Below are 20,212 nucleotides of genomic sequence, written 5' to 3'. Positions count from 1 at the left end.
CTTGTTGGAGGATGAGAGATGGAATCGTAATTTACAATAACCTATTGTAAATTAAAAGATTTAGTCATTGGAGTTAATGGATTTTGTATACTTGAAGAAAAATATTTTTCTAATAGTTTATATAAATTCAAGCCTATTTGACGTATCAATAAAATGATTCTAAATGTGGTGGTACCGCGTAATTATGACTAATAATACGCCCACAGGTAATGTATATTGCCTGTGGGCTTTTTTGTATTTATAGCTATTCGATATTATATTTCAACTCATCTTCCCTTATTATTCTATTTCAAACAACTATATGGGGGAACTTATGTTAATTAAAAAAGTAATCAAAGCAGATTCACTAACACCAATAAGCATTTACCTAAGACTCATGGGGAAGAATAAGGTAATTCTAGAGAGTATTCCAAGAGACAGTAGTCAGTCTAGATATTCAATAATTGCTTTTAATCCAGTAAGTCATATTAAATTTCAAGATGGAACTTTACATCATGACGATGAGGAAATCAAAACAGATGATCCTTTCAAATATCTGGAAAATATTGTGACTACTCCAAAATCTAATAAAGAGTCAAACTTAGATTTTCCTTTTCAATCAGGAGCTATTGGATATGTGAGTTTTGATATGTATGGTTTCTACGAGGACTTACAAATTGATTTAAGTGACAATTTTGACATACCAGATTTTTACTTTATGCTATTTGAATCATATTTTATATATGACCACAAAGAAGAACTTGTAACAATTGTTGAAGACAATATATATTCTGGCAGAAGTAAAGAAGACTTAGAGAATCAAATCAAAAATGATTTGGCGCAGCTTAATAAAATTGCATCTAATGAGTTTGAAGACAATAATCTTGAAAAATTATCTTTTGCAAGCATGACTGAAAAAGATGAATTTATTGAATCAGTTGCTAAAGCACGTGAATTAATCAGGCAGGGAGATATGTTTCAGATAGTTCTTAGTCAACGTTTTGAGGCAGATATAAGACAAAATCCTTTTGACTACTATAGGCGCTTAAGGGTTGAGAATCCATCTAGTTATCTTTATTATTTAGACTTTGAGGAATTTCAGATTATCGGTTCATCACCTGAACGCTTGGTAGCAGTAAGAGATGGCATTGTTTCAACAAATCCAATAGCTGGTACAAGGAAAAGAGGGGCGAACGAGTTGGAAGACATCGAACTTGCAGAGAGTCTTGTCAGGGATCCAAAGGAAATATCGGAACATCAAATGCTTGTCGATCTTGGAAGAAACGATATTGGAAAGATTTCCAACTATGGAAGCGTTGAAGTACCACTTTTCATGAAGGTTGAGCGATACAGATATGTGATGCACCTAGTTTCAATCGTTGAAGGTAGATTGAGAAAAGGATTAACCAGTGTTGATGCTTTGCTCGCTACCTTGCCGGCCGGAACTTTATGCGGGGCACCTAAGCACAGAGCTTACCAAAGAATTTACGAATTTGAAAAAGTTAAGCGTGGCTTTTACGGAGGAGCAGTTGGCTATATAACACATAATGATACTTGTGATTTTGCAATTACTATCCGCACCATGCTAGTGAAAAATTCCAAAGCTTACGTTCAAGCGGGAGCTGGTATCGTATATGATAGCGACCCACAATCAGAGTACCAAGAATGCCTTAACAAAGCCCGTTTATTTATGAATCTAGGAGACTGATATGATTTTAATAATTGATAATTACGATTCTTTCACTCACAATCTAGCCCAGTATGTCGGGGATAAACACGATGAGGTTCACGTACTAAGAAACGATCATCAAAAAATTTACGAGCTTGCATACAAGGCTGATGCCTTAATATTTTCACCAGGTCCAGGGTGGCCAAAAGATGCGGGGCAGATGGAAAAGATGATTGAATATTATGCAGGGAAGAAACCAATCCTCGGAATTTGCTTAGGTTTTCAAGCAATAGTTGAAGTATTTGGAGGAAAGTTAAGGCTTGCCAAACAAGTAATGCATGGAAAAAAATCTCAAATGAAGCAAGACCAAAACAATAAAATTTTTAAAGGACTTCCTTCTGAAGTTGAAGTAATGCGTTATCATTCAATCGTTATGGATGAAAAATCAAAATTGGACAATTTTGAAATCACAGGGTTTGCTACGGATGACGATGAAATTATGGCAATTGAAAATGAGAAACTTAAGATATATGGACTGCAATTTCATCCTGAAAGTATTGGAACACCAGATGGAATGGCAATGATAGATAATTTTTTGGAGGTTGTAGATGAATCAAGTAACTGATATGAAAGTATATTTAGATAAAATTTCAAGATTTGAAAATCTAACTGTTGAGGAAATGCAAGAAGTAGCTGAAAATATTTTTTCAGGACTTTATAGTCAAGGACAGATAATTGCCTTTTTAACAGCTCTTAAGATGAAAGGTGAAACTGTTGATGAGGTAACAGGTCTTGCAAAAACGATGGCTGATAAGACAGTTTTTGTTCCAACAAATGTCACAGATGCAATGGATAATTGTGGAACTGGTGGAGACGGAAGTCAATCATTTAATATTTCAACTACAACAGCCTTTGTACTGTCAGCTGGTGGAATCAATGTAGCAAAACATGGTAATCGTAGTATTTCTAGTAAGTCTGGCTCGGCTGATGTCTTGGAAGAATTAGGTATCAATCTCTCACTTCCTGCTGAAAAATTAGCTCAAGTCTTAGAGGAAATAGGGATTGTATTTCTCTTCGCTCAGAATCTACATCCCAAGATGAAGGAAGTTATGCCTGCTAGGCTTGAACTTGGTATACCAACCATTATGAATTTAATCGGACCATTAATTAATCCAGTTAATTTAGAATGCCAGTTACTTGGAACGAGTAAACCAGAGATGCTTGAACAAACTGCTCAAGTTCTTAATAAGTTAGGTCGTAAACGTGCCTTGGTAATAAGTGGAGCAAATGGTATGGATGAAGCTAGTCTATTTGGAGTAAATAAATATGCTTTTTTAGACAAGGGAAGGGTTTCGGTAAAGGAATTTTCAGCCAGTGATATTGGACTTAAGGAAATAAATCCTGATGATATTCGAGGAGGAGATGCTAAGGAGAATGCAGAAATTCTCTTGGGAGTACTGCATGGAGAGGATTCAGCATATCTAGAGACTACTGTTTTAAATGCAGGATTGGGTTTCTACGCTAATGGCAAGGTGGACTCGATTGAAGAGGGGTGTGTTATGGCGCGTGATTTGATTAAGTCGGGGAAAGCACTTGAAAAACTTGAACTTTTACAGGAATATCAGAGGTGAGGATGGATTTTTTAGATAAGATTTTGACGGAAAAAAGGAAAGAAGTTGCTGAAATATCAGATGAAAAGCCTGGTAAGTTAAGAGAGACCTACAAAATTGTCGATTATTTGTCGAAAAATTCACAGGAGCTCCAAGTTATTGCTGAGGTTAAGAAGGCGAGCCCATCTTTGGGAGATATAAATACTAATGCTGATATTATAGCTCAGGCTAAATCATATGAAGGTTCAGGAGCTATGGCAATTTCAGTCCTAACTGATCAAGTATATTTTAAGGGAGACATTGAGTATCTGAGGAAAATTTCAAGTAAGGTTAAAATTCCTACTCTCAACAAAGATTTCATCATTGACAAGAAGCAGATTAACAGGGCAGTCAATAATGGCGCAACGGTGATTCTACTGATTGTAGCAGCCTTAGATTATAATAAATTAAAAGAGCTGTATGATTATGCTACTGGTCTTGGTCTTGAAGTTTTAGTGGAGACTCACAATAAAGAAGAGCTAAAACAGGCTCACAAACTTGGCGCAAAGTTGATAGGTATTAACAATCGTAACCTCAAAACATTTGAAGTATCTCTTGATACTACTGAGAAACTTTCTAAATATTTTCAAGAAGATCGCTTTTATATCTCGGAATCAGGAATTAAAGAAGAGGGTGATGCTGAATTTGTAGCTCCTTATGTCAATGGAATTCTTGTTGGTGAATCATTGATGAGATCTTCTAATGTGGAAGAGGCTCTCAAATCACTTAAGGTGGAACGCAATGATTATTAAAACTTGCGGATTAAGAACTAAAGAGGCTGTTGATTGTGCAGTTGCTAGTGGGGCAACTCATCTAGGATTTATCCTTAGTGAGTCAAAAAGACAAATAACTCCTAAGCAATTGATTGAAATTACCAAAGATGTTCCAAGTAATGTAAAAAAAGTTGGTGTATTCGTAAATGAAGATATTGATTTTGTAAATGATATTGCTAACCAAGCTGGTTTAGATATTGTTCAACTTCATGGTCAAGAGGATATGGACTACATTAGAAAAATTATCAAACCAGTTATTAAATCATTTGATGATTATAAGAAAATATATTATTATGACCTTAAAGATATGACAATACTTCTTGATAGTTCAGTTGGTGGAAGTGGACAAAAATTTGATTGGAACAGTCTTCCCCTTGAACAGATTGAAGCAAAATTTATTTTAGCAGGAGGTCTTAATCCAGAGAATGTGGTACAGGCAGTGGAATTCTTTGGTGACAAAATTTTAGGAGTTGATGTTTCGAGCGGTATTGAAACTAACGGAGTCAAGGATTTAGCTAAGATTAAATCCTTTATAGAAAGGACAAAAAATTATGACGTATTCTAATCCAGATGCAAAGGGCTTTTACGGAGAATTTGGAGGACAATTTATTCCCGAATCTTTGATGGCAGCCGTCAAGGAGCTTCAAGAGACCTATGAAGAAAGCAAGAATGATCCAGAATTTCAAAAGGAATTTGATGATCTTTTGAAAAACTATGTTGGACGAGAAAATCCTCTTTATTATGCTAAGAACCTTACTGAATATGCTGGTGGTGCTAAGATTTATTTGAAGCGTGAAGACCTTAACCATACAGGAGCTCATAAGATTAACAATGCTTTAGGTCAAGTTTTACTGGCTAAAAAAATGGGCAAAAATAAGATTATTGCTGAAACGGGAGCTGGTCAACACGGAGTTGCGACTGCGACAGCAGCAGCTTTGTTCGGGATGGAATGTACTATTTATATGGGAGCAGAAGATGTAAAACGTCAAGCTCTTAATGTATTTAGAATTGAGCTTCTTGGTGGGAAAGTTGTATCAGTTACCGATGGATCAAGCGTGTTAAAAGACGCGGTAAATGCAGCTCTACGCGCGTGGGCTACTCAAGTTGAAGATACTCATTATGTAATTGGAAGTGCCTTAGGACCACATCCATATCCTGAAATTGTGCGTGATTACCAATCTGTTATTGGTCGTGAAGCAAGAAAACAAATTTTAGAAGCTGAAGGAAAATTACCAGATGCTCTTGTTGCTTGTGTAGGTGGCGGAAGTAACGCAATTGGTTTATTCTATCCTTTTGTAGATGATGAAGAAGTAGCATTTTACGGGGTTGAAGCTGCAGGTCTTGGGCTTGATACAAATGAACACGCTGCAACAATTACTAAAGGTAAACCAGGTGTCCTTCATGGTACACTTATGGATATTTTACAAGATGAAAATGGACAAATTTTAGAAGCATATTCAATTTCAGCCGGTCTTGATTATCCCGGATTAGGACCTGAACATTGTCACTTTAATGAAACTGGTCGTGCTAAATATGAAAGTGCTACTGATAAAGAAGCCTTGGAAGCCTTTGTATTATTAAGTCAAAAAGAGGGAATCATTCCAGCACTTGAAAGTTCACATGCTGTGGCATATGCTATCAAACTAGCAAAAGAATTAGGTCCCGATGCAACTATGATTGTTAACTTATCTGGTCGTGGAGATAAGGACGTTGATCAAGTTCGTAAGATTCTAGCAGAGAAAGGTGAAAATTAATATGAAAACTTTGACAAAAAAATTATCTGAAAAAAATAAAGTATTCATTCCTTACATTATGGCTGGAGACCATAAAGATGGGCTTGATGGATTAGAAGAAACAGTCAAGTTTCTCTCGGATCTTGGAGTTTCAGCAATTGAGATTGGAGTTCCTTTTTCTGACCCAGTCGCAGACGGGCCTGTAATCGAGTTGGCAGGGCTTAGGAGTTTGGCACATGGCACAAGCTTAAGCAAGATTATTGATAAGTTGAAAAATATTGAAACTGACACACCTCTTGTTATCATGTCTTACTTCAATCCAATCTATCAGTACGGTATTGAAAACTTTTTTGAAGCTTTGAAAGGAACAGCCGTTAAGGGAGTGATAATTCCAGATCTTCCTTATGAGCATGAGGATTTCGTTAGCAAATACGTGGATACTTCCGATATCGCTTTTGTCAGACTGGTCTCTCTATCGACTGATAAGACGCGTCAGGAACAGTTGGTCAAGGATGCTGAAGGATTCATCTATGCAGTGTCGATAAATGGTGTTACCGGTAGCAAAAATTCTTATGAAGATAGTTTAGATAAGCATTTAGCAGACCTTAAGGCGCTTTCTCCAATCCCAGTAGTTACAGGATTTGGCGTTTCTACCCTTGATGATGTAAAACGATTTGATAAGGTATCAGATGGTGTAATTGTGGGTTCTTATATAGTAGAAAAACTTTATGAAGGAGACACAGAAGAAGTAGCTGACTTTATTTCTAAGGCAGTGGATGTTAAATAATTGAAAGAAAATCATGGTATAATTATTTTTTGAATGGGAGATTTGACTATGATAAGAAAATTTGAAGAAAATGATTTGACTGATATTATGAAGCTCTGGCTTGATACAAATATTTCAGCACATGATTTTATTCCAGGAGATTATTGGAAAAATAATTTTGAAATGGTAAAGGAAATTTTACCGCAGGCAGAGGTTTATGTTTTTGAAGAAGAAACTGATGGGCAGATAGTTGGTTTTGTAGGGCTAACAGATAACTATATTGCTGGAATCTTTGTAAGAAATGACTATCAAGCTAAAGGTATAGGAAGTAAGTTACTTGATTATATTAAAGAAATAAAACCTAGCTTAAAACTCAGTGTCTATGAAAAAAATATATCAGCAATAGAATTCTATAAAAAGGCAGATTTTATTATAGAGTCTGAAAATATTGATGAAGATAATAATGAGAAAGAGTTTACCATGTCTTGGATTAAGTAAATTCATTAGAAGGAATGATTGTAAGTGTCTTGACATTGAAATATCATTTTGATATAGTAGACAGGTATGTGATGGACATATAAAAATATCACAGGTAATCCGCTGTAAAAATAGAATTATAAGATTATCGAGAAGGAGAATAGAAAAAATGAATCCATTAATCGAAGCTTTAACAGAAGGTCAATTACGTAGCGACATCCCTGCTTTCCGTCCTGGTGACACTGTACGTGTTCACGCGAAAGTTGTCGAAGGAACTCGCGAACGTATTCAGTTATTTGAAGGTGTTGTAATTAAACGTCGTGGTGCTGGAATCAGCGAAACTTACACAGTTCGTAAAATTTCAAACGGTGTTGGTGTGGAACGTACATTCCCATTACACACTCCACGTGTAGACAAAATTGAAGTAGTACGTTACGGTAAAGTACGTCGTGCTAAACTTTACTACTTGCGTGCATTACAAGGTAAAGCAGCTCGTATTAAAGAAATCCGTCGTTAAGATATCTTACGATAGATTGAAACTCCCGAAAGGGAGTTTTTTTGTATTAATTTTATAATGATTCTAATATTTTATATGATATACTATGTATTATAATTTATCAAAATGATTAAATAAATGGAGATAACATATGAAAATATTAGTTTTTTGTGCAAAAGGCTTTGAAGCAATGGAGTTTAGTGTTTTTATTGATGTTATGGGATGGGCTAGGAATGACTTTGATATACCAGTAGATGTTGAAACCTGTGGTTTTACTGAAACTGTAATGAGCACATTTAATGTCCCTATAATTATGGATAGAACTATAGATGAAATTTCAGTAAAAGATTATGATGCATTAGCAATTCCTGGTGGTTTTGAAGAGTTTGATTTTTATAGTGAAGCATTTGATGATAAATTTTTAGAATTAATAAGAGAATTTAATAATCAAGATAAGACTATTGCATCTATTTGTGTTGCAGCATTACCGCTTGGAAAAAGTGGGATTTTGAAGAATAGAAAAGATACAACATATCATTTAAAGAATGGCTATAGACAAAAGCAACTAAAAGATTTTGGTGTGGATGTTGTAAATGAAAGGGTAGTAGTTGATGGAAATGTTATAACTTCTTACTGTCCAGAAACAGCAGCTGATGTAGCATTTGAATTGTTGTCAAAATTAAGTGGAGAGAAAAATAAGAAACTTGTTAAGGATGCAATGGGATTTTAATAAAAATATGATACTTAACGAATCTTATTTATAATATGAATAGAAACTGGCTACTGAGGTGATTAATGAAAAGAAAAGTATTTATTTTAAGTTTAATAATGTTGTTTTGCATGATGATATTTACTGGTTGTAAGGGAAAGAATGAAACTAAGGCTAAGAGTGATGAGTACACCTTAAAGGACTATAAAGGAGTTAACTTGAAAAACTCTTATATAAATATTTCAGATAGTGGAGAAGCTGAAGAAACATACAAAAGCTCAAAAGGGGAAGTCAAGGTTAGATTTATTATTGAAAATGAAGACGGTCAGGCCATAACTAAAGATAATATGGGTGATTATAAAATTATAGATCAAAAACCAGAGGCTGGAAGTAAATTTTCTTCATCGGAATCTAAATTTGATTATGCTGAAGAAGTGAAGTTAAAAGTCAAAAAAGTTTCAGTAAGTGATAGTAGTGAAAAAGATAAGAGTAAAGAAAGTACTGCTGAAGCATCAACTTCTTCAACATCAACTACTAATTCAGAAACAAAAAAAGAGATTCCAGAGGAGTCAAAAGTAGAATCAAAAGAAAGCACAACTAAGTCTGCTTTATGGAATAATCAAAAAGATACAGAGTTAGCAGGGTTCATGCAAAATTGGAGTGCAACCATGAATCAACAACCATATCTTCAGGGTAAGGTTGGACAGGATATAGATTTCTTTGGTCTTTCTTTACCAAGTGATATTGGAGTAGTTGGCTTTTCTGTTAATGATCAACCTGTGAGTATGGTATTTTCGCCTGACGGTATTGGTAATGCTGACTATGTTGTAGCAGCGACTTATAGATATATTAGTGGGGTAAAAAATTCTGGCTGGTTATATCTGTTTTGTTATCAAAATGGTCAACCAGTTGTCTTAGTCACTGGACAAAATCAAGGAATGCCAGATGGAAGAATTCATTTCAAGTATACAGAAAATCAAGATTTAATAAATGAATTTTCAGCATTAAATAGTTAATATAAAATGATTTAGTTGGAATAACTGGTTCTTTGTAAACTGATGTTGATATACAGAATATCTACTTAGTTAATTAGAGTTTGAGTAGCGCGATTATCACGCTACTTTTTTGTATATTATTAGTGACAAACAATTATGATATAATTTATTTAGAATATTAAAGTGTGAAGGATAATAGTATATGAAAAGAAAAGTACTTATTTTAAGCATAATAATGTTATCTTGCATGATGATATTTAGTGGATGTAAGGGAAAAAATGAATCCAAGGGAAGTAGTGATGAATATATTTTAAAAGATTATGTTGGAATAAACCTTAAAGATTCTGATATAAATGTTTATGATAATGGCAAGGCTGAGGAAGTATATAAAAATTCTAACGGAGAAGCCAAGGTCAATTTCATTATTACAAATATTGATAGTAAAAAAATAACGAAAGAAAATAGGTCTGATTATATGGTTATCAGCCAAGAGCCTAAAGCAGGTAGTAAATTCTATTCATCAAAATCAGGCTCAAATTATGCACAAGAAGTGAAATTGAAAGTTGAAAAAATGTTAGTAGAAAATAGTGATGGAAAAGACAAAGGTAAACCGAAAGCGATTGGTACATCAAGTACGTCAATAGAATCTACTAACTCGGAAACGAAAAATAATCCTTCTGAGAAAACTGAGGAAGAATCAAAAGCAAGTGTATCCAACTCAAATGACTTATGGGATGATCAAAAAGATAAAAAGTTTGCAGATTTTATGAATTACTGGAGTGAAATTATGAATCAGCCCTATTCTCAAGGAAAACTTGGAAAAGATATAGATTTCTTCGGATTATTTTTTCCAAGTGATATTGGAAAGGTTCCTTTTTCAGTTGATAATAAACCTGTGAGTATGGTATTCTCGCCAAATGGAATTGGAGATGCAGATTATGTAGTAGTTGCATCCTATGGATATATTAGTCAAGCAAAATTGACAGGATATTTATATCTTTTTTGTTATCAAAATGGGCAGCCTATAGTCTTGCTAACCCGTCAAAATATAGAAATGCCTGATGGAAGAATTCATTTTAATATTTCAAATGATCAAGATTTAATAAATGAATTTTCTGCAATGAATGGTTAAATAAAAAGCGATTCAGTTTTCTAACTGAATCGTTTTTGTCTATATTAATTTAAAATCCATGTATACAGGATTGTGATCAGAGTGTGCAAATTCTAAATCTATAGCGTGAATTGATTCTGCTATAACATTATTAGAAATAAGAAATCCATCTATTATCATTAATTTGCTTTCCCCTTTTTTATAAGGAATATTTAGTCCACGTGCTGTTGGGACCACAGCCTCTGCAAGCCCTTCGTTAAAAAGTGTAAATCCATCAGGTATATCTTCAATTGGGAAAGGTTGTTCCCATACTTCTCGTTCGCTTGTACCATTAAATAGTTGAGGACTATTTCCAATTATATCGTGGTTGAAATCTCCACCTACAATTACGTAATTCCCATCTTGGTAGCTTTTATCAATAAAGTTGAATAGTTTTGCAAATTGTTCCATCTTTACTTCTGCATTTTTGCTGTAGGCTGACACATGAGTATTGACTATTTGTAGATATTTTCCATTTTCTAGGGGGATTTTTGATGCTGAGAAACATCTATCCAAGTCCATTAATTTATTAAAATCAGTATCAATAGGTAGTGAATATCTAATAGAGTCTTCAAGTTTTGCTTTTGCTAGGGTTAAAATACCAGATTTAGCACTTCCTATTGGTTTTGTGAATGGATAAAATAAATAAGCTGAATTGTAGTTTTGTGAAAAAACGCTTGAATAGTCAGGTAAATTATCGTTGAAAAACTGTACTTCATTGACCATTTTTGAACGATGTCCTCTAATGTCAACTTCTTGCAAGAAAATTAAATCAGGATTAACACTTTCAATTTCTTGCAGTTGTCCGTTTATATTTTCTTTCACAGCCTCGGGGCTATATGCTCTAGAACTTTTTCCACCTTCCATAAAGAAGCTATAATCTGCGGAATATGCACCGTAACCGATATTGAAGGATAGTGCTCGGTAGCTTGTATTGGTTTTTAATTTGCTAGTATTCCTTATCTCGGTTTTTAGATTTTGTGTATCTGGAAGTCTTTTATATGTGGTGAAAAGATATGCAATATAAATAATAAAAATAAGTAGTATCAAAGCAATAAATGCTAATAATGTATACAGTAATGTCATATAAGTTCTCCTATTTTTATATTTTATCATAGATATGAAAAAAGTAAGTAAATGAAAAATGTTCTAATTTTGTCATATATAGTTGACAAAAACTAATCTAGTGCTAAAATATAATTAAGTCATATATATATGACATTTCCGGAAATATAATAAAGAGGTTTAATAATGAATAAGGTGCGTGAGTATCGAAAAAACCTGAAAATATCCCAGCAAGTTTTGGCCAAGGAAGCTGGAGTAGCCAGGCAAACTATTAATATGATTGAAAACGACAAATATAATCCGTCTTTGGACTTGTGTATCAGAATTGCAGAGATTCTTGAAACGGATTTGAATACTTTGTTTTGGGACAGCAGGAATGAGGTAGACTAGGGTGAAAAAAGATAATAGCGAAACATTGTGGATTAAAATAATGAAAAGATTTTATGGAATTGAAGGTCCAGTAGATGAATATGTTGAGAAAACTATAAATAAAATCGGAAATTTCTGCTTTATATTTTCTGCAATATACATAATAATAAGTGCCCCTCTTTTATTAATAGCTTGGGAATATTTAAGCTATGATAATTTTCCAATTTCACTAATGATTTATTTGTTTTTATATCTAACAATAATTACTTTTTATATGTCCTATTCAATGAATAAATATAAAATAGTCGGATTTTCTGATATTACAGCAGAAGACTATGATAGGGTGATGAAAAGTGAAAGAAAAAAATTGACTATTGCAACTATAAGTTTTACGTGTGGAATATTTTTAATGGATGTACTATTTACTGCAATTAAGCTTGACGGTACATCATGGTCGCAAGTTTTTAGTCTAAAGAATATGATATCGAAAATAATTTGTGGTTTACTTTGGGGATTATTGATGTATTTTGGTAGACGAAATAAAGTCAAAAAATCGATAAGAGCAAATGAGGCAATGGAAGAAGATTAATTTAATATCAAAAGGAGAAAATTGTGGGGAAGGAAAAAGAAACATTTTGGATAAAAAATGTTAAAAAAATATATAAAATAAAGGAGCCAACCAGTAAATATACTGTGGAAGAAATAAATAAAGTTGGAAAAGTTGACTTTTTATTATCTGTGGCATGTTTAGTCACTGATTTCATAATATTACTGTTATCTTGGTTCTTTTTAGACAAAAAAGTTTTTCTATCTATTGCTTTAATTTCGCTAGTCTTTGGAATATTTTTATTAGCTATTTATACATCAACACAAATAACAAAACTAATGGCTTATAATGCTGGAGTTAATCAGACTGTATCTAACAAAATGATAAAAAAAGATGTAAGAAAAAGTTTCATAGCTGCGATAATTTTATTTATTTTCTTATGTATGCTTACATTTCTTATTGAAAAAAGTCTGAGTACTAAAGACATTATTGCTTCAATACTTTGGTCATTTGTAGCTGGAATAAACATGTATCTTGTAAGACTCAATATTATGAGAAAGTCGTTTGAGGAAGCAAATATTGATTAATTATATTTTCAAAAGGAGATGTTGTTATGAATGAAGTAAAAGATAACTTATGGTTAAAGATAATAAGAAAATTTTATAAGATTGAAGGACCAATTGACGAATATACAGAAAAGGAAATTAATCGAATAGGTAATAATACTTTGAGTTTTTCAAGTGCCTACATTGTAATATCTAATGTATTGTTAGTGATTTTTTACCCAAGAATTAATGGAAATTTGATTCAATTACTAATTTTATTAAACATGACAATTTATGTAGGTGGAATAGAATATTACGTATCTCATGCTGTTGAAAAAGCGAGATTAAATTTTATTACTATATATCCAAATCAGCTTGAGGAGTATGAAAAAAAAGCAAAACTTAGTTCCCTTAAATTTTCTATATATTATTTTATTCTTTTCATTATTCTTGTCGGAATTATGAATATCATAACTTTTAAAAAATCATTTTTTGACTTTAATTTGAGTAATATACTATCTCCTGTAGCATTATCTATTGGATATTATTTTGGTGATCGTCGTAAGAAAATTAAACTAATCAAACAAAACATTTCTCGTACAGTTGCCATGGAGGAAGAGGAGAATGATTGAAAACCAAAATTTTGATGAGCAAGAAAGAATAGCGAAGCTTAAGGCAAAAGATGTAATTAATCAAAGAGGATTGACGTCCTATATGAATAATACGAAATGGAGAAATTTAGTAGAAGCAATGAACACAAAAATGCCCTTTAAACCATTCTACGATATAAAATATCTTTTAGAAGAACGTGATGAGGGAAGCTATTATAGTTTTGAAGGAATTATTAACTATACTGGAGACTGGGGAGATGGATGCTATTATTTCAAGACAGATGCAGAATTTTTTCACATTGAATGGATTAGAATCCATCCCATTCTTCATGTGTATAATAGGCAAAATTTATCATATGATGTGATAGATGCCTGTGATGAGCTCGAATATTTTCTAAATAAATATAAAATACATTATGAAATTGAGAAGAATAATACATATTTGATATATGGATATAAAGCAGGGTAAGAATATAAATTTCTTGACTTAATTAAAAAGATATTATAGACTGTGCTTATCGCTAATTGAAAGAAGGTAAAATATGAAGTTTACTAAAGCTACAAATATTGGCTTACATGTCATGACTTACATGGTGCAAAATAATGCTAACAAGGTTAATCTGACAATAAATGAATTAGCTGAGAAATTTGAAGTTTCACCGTCATATTTATCGAAAATTTTAACCCTACTGGCAAAAGAAAATTTAGTTCGTTCTGTATCAGGTGTAAAAGGTGGCTACAAACTTGGGTCAAACTTTAATGACATAACTTTTTTTGACGTTATAAAGGCAACAGAAGCATTGACTGATAATAAGGAGTGCTTAAGTGGTAATGAAGAGAATAAGTGCCCTATAAATACAACTTTAGAAGCTGCTGAAATTGCCATGTGGGACTATCTTAAATTACAAAAACTATCTGAATTAGAAGGTTTATAAATAATAAGTAGAGATTAATCTTTACTTTTTATTATTTTCAATTAACGACAACCTAACTCTATAATATCTACAAAAAGGAGATGAAATGAATCAAGTAGAAGAACTGGGAAATGGACCAGTTAATAAATTAATTTTTAAATACTCAATGCCTGCAATAATAGGACTTATCATAAATGCTGCTTATGTCATGATTGATAGGGCATTTATAGGAAATTTACCAGACCATAGAGGAGGTCTAGCACTTTCAGGTATTGGTGCAACAATGCCTATAACAACCATAGTAATGGCAGTTGCAGCATGTATAGCATTTGGTTCACTTGCACAAATTTCTATGGCTTTAGGTCAAGCCGATAAATCCAAAGCAAAAAAAGTAGTCGGAAATGCCCTTACTATTTCAGTAATTTCTGGATTATTAATTACAATTTTTTACTATTTATTTAAAGATGCAATTTTTAATTTAATTGGAATAAGCCCAGAAATTTATGACTATGCAAACGATTTTATTTCAACTCTAATGTTTGGGACAATATTTTCAATACTCAGCTTTGCTCTACCTGTCTTAATAAGAGGAGATGGAAGTCCTAATATTGCTTCTTTAATCATGTTAACGGGTGCAGTATTCAATATAGTACTTGACTGGATTTTCTTATTTTCATTTGGTTGGGGAATAAAAGGAGCTGCAGTGGCAACTATTATTTCGCAAATTCTAGTAATGCTTATTAGCTTACTTTATATGAATAGGACAAAATCCATCATAAAACCTAAAATGAATGATTTTAAATTAAATAAAATTATTCTTTCAGGAATTTTTTCTGTTGGAATGGTACCAATGTTTACTCAATTATCCATTTCAATATCACAGGTTATATCAAACTTTGCCTTTCAAAATTATGGAGGGGTATTATATATAGGTGCGATGGCAACAATATCATCTATAACAATGCTCATAATGATGGTTGTAAGTGGAATTAATCAAGGAATAATGCCAATTTTATCTTATAATGTGGCACAAAAAAATTCAGAAAGAGTCAATAAAACTTTCTTCAATTCTCTAAAATTTGCGAGCTTATTTTTAGTTATTGCTTGGATAGCCATCCAATTTTTATCAAGTCAAATGGTATCAATATTTTCAAATGATGCAAATCTTAGGGCAATATCTGCAAATGGTTTAAGACTCTACAATTTTCTTTTACCTTTAGTTGCTTTTAATTCAATGGTTCCTATGATTTTATCATTGATTGGGAAGGCAAAATTTGCTACTGGCTCTAATATATTGAGACAGTTGATCATCTATCCAGTACTAATCATTTCACTTCCAATATTTTTAGGGAATAATGGTCTATGGCTTAGCCAACCTACATCTGAATGCTTAATTTTCATCCTAAACTTTATATTATTGAAAAAATTTTTTGTAAGTAATATTAAATAATTTTTAAACTGTTTATTCGTACTTTGAATAAGCAGTTTTACTTCTATATTTAAGCAAACGATTGTTTAAATTAACATGAATTTATGGTAAGGAGAATTTTGATATTATCATAAATTGCTTGCTTTACTATTAAACATAAATATTAATTATACAAAAATAAAAGAAAGCGATTGCATAAAAATAATTGATATGGTAATATTACCTTGAACTTACATTTACATGTATTCAACATAGAAAACTTACTTTTTTTAGATTAATAAATTTTACTGGTTATTTAAGGAGAAAAAATGAATATTGCAGCAATGACACATATACCTGATTCAAGATATTGTTTTCCTATATCAAAAAATGAACTTGTGATAAGATTTAGAATTGCAAAGGAAGATTCAGATATAAAAGTCAAACTGGTTCATGGACCTAAATATGGTTTTCAACAGTTTCAAGAATATACTGATATGGAAATAAGATATACTGATAATCTTTATTCATATTTTGAACATAAACTAGTTCTAAATGATGTTAGATTAGCATATATTTTTCAAATAACTGAAAATGATCAAATATATTATTTTAGTGAAGATGGCCTGTCTTCAACGTATAATTTTGACAACAGTTTTTATAATTGTTTCCAAATGCCATATATAAACGATGCTGATATCTTACCTTTAATTCCTTGGACTAAAGATGCAGTATTTTATCAAATATTTGTAGATAGGTTTAACCGAGGCGATATGGAAAAAGACGATTCATATATCGATATGGATTGGAGTGATATACCTACACCTAAAAGCTTTGCTGGTGGAGATATAGAAGGAATTCGTAAGAAAATTTCTTATTTGAAAGACTTAGGAATCAATGTTATCTACTTAACACCAATTTTTCAATCAATAAGTAACCATAAATATGATATAGATGATTATTATACTGTTGACCCTCAATTCGGAGATAAGCTTCAACTAAAAAAATTTATTGAAGAAGCACATGAAAATGGGATTAGGGTTATTCTTGATGCAGTCTTCAATCATGTAAGTAGTAGTAGTGTTGAGTTTCAAGATGTATTAGCCTATGGTAGTAAATCAAAATTTTTCAATTGGTTTATGACTCATGATGATGCTCCATCGATGGAATTAAATAATTATGAAATGTTTGCAGGATGTAATTACATGCCAAAGTGGAATACATCTAATACTGATGTACAAAATCATCTAATTGAAATAGGAAAGTATTGGATCAGGGAGTTTGACATTGATGGATGGCGCTTGGATGTATCTGATGAAGTATCACATGTATTTTGGCGAAAGTTTAGGGAAGCTGTTAAAAATGAAAAGTCTGATGCCATTTTAATTGGTGAAAATTGGCATGATGCATATCCTTATTTGATGGGTGATCAATATGATAGCATTATGAATTATGCATTTACAAAAGCCTGTCTTGATTACTTTGCTTTTGATGAATTGGATTCAAAAGGAATGTCAGAAAGATTATCAAATATTTTAATGCGTAATAGTTGGCAAGTTAATAGGATGAACCTTAATTTATTAGATTCGCATGATACTCATAGATTTTATACTCAGGTTGGTAAATCAGAAAATAAATTATTAGCTGGTCTAGCATTATTATTTACTTTCATTGGTATTCCTTGTATTTATTACGGTACTGAAATTGCAATGGAAGGCGGCTATGATCCAGATTCAAGACGTGGATTTGATTGGGACGAATCAAAATGGAATAATGAAGTTTTTGATAAGGTAAAAGAATTAATCACTATCCACTCTGATGAAATTATTAAAGAAGGCGAAATAAACATTGATTACAATGAAGACTTGCTATTAATAAAGAGAACATTTAATGGAGATACAATTGAATTAGTAATAAATAATGGTGATGAGGTTAAGGAAATTAGTATAGATAACATTTTGAGTAGTAATGAATTTGATAACAATAATCTTAAGCCCCAAGGATATGTAATTAGTAGACATTAATATTTTTTAATTATAAATAAGGAGAAGCGATGCTTAGAATAAAAAATAGGACTAAAAAAGCCTTATTCTCACTTGCTACAATTCTTACTCTAGGACTTTTAGGTCCTGGAGTAAGTGCAAGTGAAAATTCAGGTGTAAGTAATAAGGCCGATTTTTCAACAGATACAATCTATCAAATCCTGACGGATAGATTCAAGGATGGGAACGCTGGTAACAATGGTTCTTCCGATGTATATGATCCATCAAATCCAAGAAAATATCACGGAGGTGATTGGCAAGGTGTCACTGATAAGATTAATGATGGATATTTAACTGGAATGGGAATATCAGCGATTTGGGTATCATCACCAGTTGAAAATCTAGATTTAATTGATCCATCAAATGGAAGTGCTGCTTATCATGGATATTGGGGAAGAGACTTTTTTAAGACGAATAGTCATTTTGGAACTTTTGATGATTTTAAAAATATGGTGGATACTGCTCATTCAAAAGGAATCAAAGTTGTAATTGATTTTGCTCCTAACCATACATCGACTGCAGAATATGGAAACCTGCAATTTCCTGATGACGGAGCACTTTATAAAGATGGTGTAAAACTTGGAAGTTTAAGAAATGATCCAAATAATTTATTTAATCATGAGCCTTGGACTGACTTTTCAACATATGAAAATGGAATTTATCACTCAATGTATGGATTGGCAGACCTTAATAATGTTAATCCCACAGTTGATACTTATATGAAAGAGTCAATCCAAAAATGGCTTGGTATGGGTATTGATGGTATAAGAGTTGATGCAGTGAAACATATGTCGCTTGGTTGGCAGAAAAATTGGTTAAGTGACATTTACGAAAAAAATAATGTTTTTGTTTTTGGAGAATGGTTTGCTGGTGGAACCTCTGGTGAAGCAGATATGAATAAATTTGTAAATACAAGTGGAATGAGTCTTCTTGACTTTAGATTTGCAAATTCTGTTAGAAGTCTGTATACCAATCCGTCATACACAATGGGTGATTTTTATTCTGTATTGAAAGCAACAGAATCAGAATACAATGAAGTTTCAGATCAAGTAACATTCATTGATAATCATGATATGCCACGTTTTTCAACAATAACAAATGGAAACGATACGGCATTGAATCAAGCATATGCATTACTCCTTACATCTAGAGGAGTTCCTAATCTATATTATGGATCAGAGCAATATGCAAAAGGTGGGGAAGATCCACAAAATAGAGGTGATATACCAAGTTTCAACAATACTACAAAGGCATACAAGATTATCAGTAAACTAGCGCCTCTTAGGAAGCAAAATCAGGCTCTAGCATATGGTGGCACCGAAGAACGTTGGGTAAATAATGATGTTATTGTTTACGAACGTAAGTTTGGAAATGACGTTGCTATTGTTGCTGTTAATAAAAGTCAGTCTCAAAACTTTAATATAGGTGGAACTTTAACTAGCCTACCTACAGGTATCTATAAAGATAAACTGGACGGTTTGATGGGTGGTGGACAATTAACGATTGATAAGAGTGGTAAAGTTGGATCATATGAATTAAAAGCAGGTCAAACAGCTGTTTGGACAGTTGAAAATAAATCCACAGAACCACAAATTGGTAATGTGGGAGCTTCAATTGGGATTTCGGGAAATGAAATTTCTATTTCAGGACAAGCTTTCGGAGCACAAACTGGTCAAGTTCTTTTTGGAAATACTGCAGCAAATGTAACTTTATGGACAGATACACTGATAAAAGTTAATGTTCCTGATGGATTAGTTGGATATCAGAACATTGCTATAAGAAACTCTAACGGAGCATTAAGTAATACATTTAATAACTTTGAAATCCTTTCTGATAAGCAAATTCCTGTTAGATTAATGGTAAATAATTTTAATACTAACTTGGGTGAAGAGCTTTATATAGTTGGTGATGTTGCAGAACTTGGAATGAATAAGCTTGAAGATGCTGTTGGTCCGATTTTTAATGGTACTGAATCGATTGCAAAATATCCAAATTGGTTCTATGATGTAAATTTACCAGTTAATAAAACCATTACATGTAGATTAGTTAAAAAAGATGGTCAAGGAAATATATTGTGGACTAGTAATTCATATGTAATAAAAACAGGTGATAAAGCTGCAACACTTTATATTAAAGACAAATAAAGTTTTTAATTAAAAGAAAAAATTAGTCATAAATAAACATAGTTAAAAAATATTAATTAATAAATTTTACAGTTCTTACTATAATGTAAGAGCTGTATTTTATTTGGCTAATTTGTAAAAATAGATAAATAAAATCAATTGCTTAATCTTTTGCTATAATATACTTAAAAT

At 32.2% G+C, this 20,212-nt stretch carries 22 protein-coding genes; 21 read left to right on the top strand and 1 reads right to left on the bottom strand.

Annotation, left to right across the window (positions count from 1 at the left end):
- Positions 1-313: 313 nt before the first annotated feature.
- The 12 genes from trpE to BG261_RS05225 all read left to right on the top strand — a co-directional run bounded on the left by trpE (position 314) and on the right by BG261_RS05225 (position 10,378).
- Positions 314-1,687: an anthranilate synthase component I gene (gene trpE, locus BG261_RS05280; protein ID WP_070792114.1), complete on the top strand. Its 1,374-nt coding sequence runs from the start codon at positions 314-316 to the stop codon at positions 1,685-1,687.
- 1 nt (position 1,688) lies between these two features.
- Positions 1,689-2,273: an aminodeoxychorismate/anthranilate synthase component II gene (locus BG261_RS05275; RefSeq protein WP_070792113.1), complete on the top strand. Its 585-nt coding sequence runs from the start codon at positions 1,689-1,691 to the stop codon at positions 2,271-2,273.
- A gap of 1 nt (position 2,274) precedes the next feature.
- Positions 2,275-3,279, top strand: a complete 1,005-nt coding sequence (trpD, locus tag BG261_RS05270; protein WP_070792204.1) for an anthranilate phosphoribosyltransferase — start codon at positions 2,275-2,277, stop codon at positions 3,277-3,279.
- Positions 3,276-4,049 (top strand): indole-3-glycerol phosphate synthase TrpC, encoded by a 774-nt coding sequence (gene trpC, locus BG261_RS05265; RefSeq protein ID WP_099098637.1) that lies wholly within the window; start codon positions 3,276-3,278, stop codon positions 4,047-4,049. The genes trpD and trpC overlap by 4 nt, the downstream gene beginning before the upstream one ends.
- Entirely contained in the window at positions 4,039-4,635 is a 597-nt protein-coding gene (locus tag BG261_RS05260; RefSeq protein ID WP_070792111.1) for a phosphoribosylanthranilate isomerase, read from the top strand. The genes trpC and BG261_RS05260 overlap by 11 nt, the downstream gene beginning before the upstream one ends.
- A complete protein-coding gene (trpB, locus tag BG261_RS05255; RefSeq protein WP_070792110.1) occupies positions 4,622-5,824 on the top strand; it encodes a tryptophan synthase subunit beta in 1,203 nt (400 codons plus the stop codon). The genes BG261_RS05260 and trpB overlap by 14 nt, the downstream gene beginning before the upstream one ends.
- A 1-nt stretch (position 5,825) precedes the next feature.
- Positions 5,826-6,590 carry a tryptophan synthase subunit alpha gene (gene trpA / locus BG261_RS05250; protein WP_070792109.1) on the top strand — a complete coding sequence of 255 codons (765 nt, stop codon included), beginning with the start codon at positions 5,826-5,828 and terminating at the stop codon, positions 6,588-6,590.
- A gap of 48 nt (positions 6,591-6,638) precedes the next feature.
- Positions 6,639-7,067, top strand: a complete 429-nt coding sequence (locus tag BG261_RS05245; RefSeq protein ID WP_070792108.1) for an N-acetyltransferase — start codon at positions 6,639-6,641, stop codon at positions 7,065-7,067.
- A 148-nt stretch (positions 7,068-7,215) separates the two neighbouring features.
- Complete coding sequence (rplS, locus tag BG261_RS05240) at positions 7,216-7,563, top strand: 50S ribosomal protein L19 (protein ID WP_070788721.1); 348 nt, start codon at positions 7,216-7,218, stop codon at positions 7,561-7,563.
- 130 nt (positions 7,564-7,693) lie between these two features.
- Positions 7,694-8,272, top strand: a complete 579-nt coding sequence (locus BG261_RS05235; RefSeq protein ID WP_070792107.1) for a DJ-1/PfpI family protein — start codon at positions 7,694-7,696, stop codon at positions 8,270-8,272.
- A 65-nt stretch (positions 8,273-8,337) separates the two neighbouring features.
- The gene (locus tag BG261_RS05230) at positions 8,338-9,267 is read left to right on the top strand and encodes a DUF4767 domain-containing protein (protein WP_070792106.1); all 930 of its coding nucleotides are present in this window, start codon (positions 8,338-8,340) and stop codon (positions 9,265-9,267) included.
- Between the two features lie 181 nt (positions 9,268-9,448).
- Entirely contained in the window at positions 9,449-10,378 is a 930-nt protein-coding gene (locus BG261_RS05225) for a DUF4767 domain-containing protein (RefSeq protein ID WP_070792105.1), read from the top strand.
- A 39-nt stretch (positions 10,379-10,417) separates the two neighbouring features.
- Here BG261_RS05225 and BG261_RS05220 read toward each other — a convergent pair whose 3' ends face one another.
- Positions 10,418-11,482 (bottom strand): endonuclease/exonuclease/phosphatase family protein, encoded by a 1,065-nt coding sequence (locus BG261_RS05220; RefSeq protein WP_070792104.1) that lies wholly within the window; start codon positions 11,480-11,482, stop codon positions 10,418-10,420.
- 165 nt (positions 11,483-11,647) lie between these two features.
- Between BG261_RS05220 and BG261_RS05215 the strand changes: the two genes are divergently transcribed.
- The 9 genes from BG261_RS05215 to BG261_RS05175 all read left to right on the top strand — a co-directional run bounded on the left by BG261_RS05215 (position 11,648) and on the right by BG261_RS05175 (position 20,041).
- Positions 11,648-11,851 carry a helix-turn-helix transcriptional regulator gene (locus BG261_RS05215; protein ID WP_070788718.1) on the top strand — a complete coding sequence of 68 codons (204 nt, stop codon included), beginning with the start codon at positions 11,648-11,650 and terminating at the stop codon, positions 11,849-11,851.
- A gap of 1 nt (position 11,852) precedes the next feature.
- Positions 11,853-12,419, top strand: coding sequence for a DUF3278 domain-containing protein (locus tag BG261_RS05210; protein ID WP_070792103.1), 567 nt, complete (start codon positions 11,853-11,855; stop codon positions 12,417-12,419).
- Between the two features lie 23 nt (positions 12,420-12,442).
- Positions 12,443-12,964 carry a DUF3278 domain-containing protein gene (locus BG261_RS05205; RefSeq protein ID WP_070792102.1) on the top strand — a complete coding sequence of 174 codons (522 nt, stop codon included), beginning with the start codon at positions 12,443-12,445 and terminating at the stop codon, positions 12,962-12,964.
- Positions 12,965-12,990: 26 nt separating this feature from the next.
- A complete protein-coding gene (locus tag BG261_RS05200) occupies positions 12,991-13,554 on the top strand; it encodes a DUF3278 domain-containing protein (protein WP_070792101.1) in 564 nt (187 codons plus the stop codon).
- Positions 13,547-14,002: a DUF6678 family protein gene (locus tag BG261_RS05195; RefSeq protein WP_070792100.1), complete on the top strand. Its 456-nt coding sequence runs from the start codon at positions 13,547-13,549 to the stop codon at positions 14,000-14,002. Before BG261_RS05200 ends, BG261_RS05195 begins: the two co-directional genes overlap by 8 nt.
- Before the next feature lie 73 nt (positions 14,003-14,075).
- On the top strand, positions 14,076-14,468 hold the full coding sequence (locus tag BG261_RS05190; RefSeq protein WP_070792099.1) for an RrF2 family transcriptional regulator: 393 nt from the start codon (positions 14,076-14,078) through the stop codon (positions 14,466-14,468).
- An 85-nt stretch (positions 14,469-14,553) separates the two neighbouring features.
- On the top strand, positions 14,554-15,897 hold the full coding sequence (locus BG261_RS05185) for an MATE family efflux transporter (RefSeq protein ID WP_070792098.1): 1,344 nt from the start codon (positions 14,554-14,556) through the stop codon (positions 15,895-15,897).
- Positions 15,898-16,184: 287 nt separating this feature from the next.
- Positions 16,185-17,879, top strand: coding sequence for a glycoside hydrolase family 13 protein (locus BG261_RS05180; RefSeq protein WP_070792097.1), 1,695 nt, complete (start codon positions 16,185-16,187; stop codon positions 17,877-17,879).
- 29 nt (positions 17,880-17,908) lie between these two features.
- Complete coding sequence (locus BG261_RS05175; RefSeq protein ID WP_070792096.1) at positions 17,909-20,041, top strand: alpha-amylase family glycosyl hydrolase; 2,133 nt, start codon at positions 17,909-17,911, stop codon at positions 20,039-20,041.
- The last annotated feature ends 171 nt before the right edge of the window (positions 20,042-20,212 follow it).

It is taken from the genome of Floricoccus tropicus (assembly GCF_001832905.1).
GTDB classification, from domain to species: Bacteria; Bacillota; Bacilli; order Lactobacillales; family Streptococcaceae; genus Floricoccus; species Floricoccus tropicus.
Note: the sequence above shows the minus strand (reverse complement) of the source record. Positions and strands in the feature narration are given on the sequence as shown.